General features: G+C 74.5%; 1 protein-coding gene. It reads right to left on the reverse strand.

Translation table 11 applies throughout. From position 1 onward, the window contains the following. Window positions 1-13: 13 nt before the first annotated feature. Window positions 14-1054, reverse strand: a complete 1041-nt coding sequence (locus LLG88_15545) for a type II secretion system protein GspG (GenBank protein MCE5248322.1) — start codon at window positions 1052-1054, stop codon at window positions 14-16. Window positions 1055-1527: the final 473 nt, after the last annotated feature.

Raw genomic sequence — 1527 nt, forward strand, 5'->3', positions numbered from 1 at the left:
CGCGGCGCGACCGTCAGTCGAGCACGTCCCAGACGTCGGTCTGGCCGATCACCACGCTCGAGCACTCGGCCCCGCCGAGCGCGACGCGCACGTCGAGCGGCCGGCCGGGGAAGGCGACGTCGCAGGGGAATCCGGCCGCGCGGACGTCGAAGCTGCGGCCGTCCGCCGCGAGCCGGTACGCCAAAGGTCGGGCGCAACCGTCGAGCGGAACGGCGGCGACGTAGACCGGGACGAGAAGGTCGAGCGACGCCGGCGCGTGGTCGTTGTCAACGGCGTACGAGCAGACCGCGTTGGCGACGGCGCTCAGCGCGCCGGCGGACGCGAGCGCGTACTCGCGCTCGGAAACCTCCGCCGGCGTCGTCGTCGTCACGACGCCCGTCGCGATCGTCACGTCGGCGTCGAGCCCGACGCCGCCCGGCCTCCCGTCGCGCCCGAGGCTCGTCAGGGAGTACGCGTCGCGCCGCAGCGAAACGACGATGTCGCCGCCGTAGGCGTCCCGCAGGGGAAGGGCGTCGATGTAGAACGGGACGAGCTCGGCGAGCGAAGCGGGATACTCGTTGCTGTCCACGCGGTAGGCCTCGAGCCCCATCGCGAGGCGGCGCAGGATGCGCCGGTTCCAGCGCGCGGCCTCGCCCTGCGTCAGCAGGCGGAGCGGCGCCGACGTGACCTCGCCGTTGGTCATCGTCACGACGCCTCCGCCGGGGAGCCGCGTCTCCAACGTGAACGACCACTTCGAGGGGCGGTAGGTGTAGACGCCTCCGAACGGATTCCTCGCGAGCGACGCGGGGGCGAAGTCGGGGACGAGCTGCGCGAGGTCGGCCGGCCACGCGCCGCGCACGGCGCAGTAGGTCATGACCGCGCGCGCCAGCCGCTCCGTCCGCTCCACGGCTTCCCGTTCTTCCACGAGCGTCGCGCCGCGGCTCGCCGGCGCGGCGTTCGGCGGCCAGGTGGACGGCGGCGGAAAGAACGAACCCCCGCGCGCCGCGGACCCGGCGACGCCGCCGAGCAACAGCGCCGATGCAACGACCAACCCGCGAAGAGAAGCGGAGATCATCGACACCCCCTCGGGCGCTCGGCCCGTCGTTCGTAGACGACGCACTCGTCCGGACGCCGGCGCCGCAACCGCGCCGCGCCGCGCCGAACGGAGCCTCGGCGGCGACCGCCCGGACGAAGACGCGCTGCTTCATGAAGCCCCCGCGCCCACCGGCGTCGAAGCGGACGCGCCCCGGTCTTCGTCCCGCCCAGTGTACCGCCGCGGCGGACGGTCGATCGGCCCGGCTACGCCCCCGTCCTTGGGGATATGGCGCCGCGGCGCGTCGTCGCGCGCAACATCGCTGCAACGGCCCGCGGAAAGCCGTACCACTTTGGGCGGGCGCGGGCGGATCAGCGCCGCCGCGGCCCCGGACGCGCGCCGAGGGAGGTCGCGATGACGAACGACGTCGTTCGACGAACTCTGGCGGCGGCCGTCGCGGCGCTGTTGGCCGCGGGCGCGGTCGGCTGCGCGTCGCAGACGAGGCAGATGCGCAG

This window comes from bacterium (genome assembly GCA_021372775.1).
Taxonomy (GTDB): domain Bacteria; phylum Acidobacteriota; class Polarisedimenticolia; order J045; family J045; genus JAJFTU01.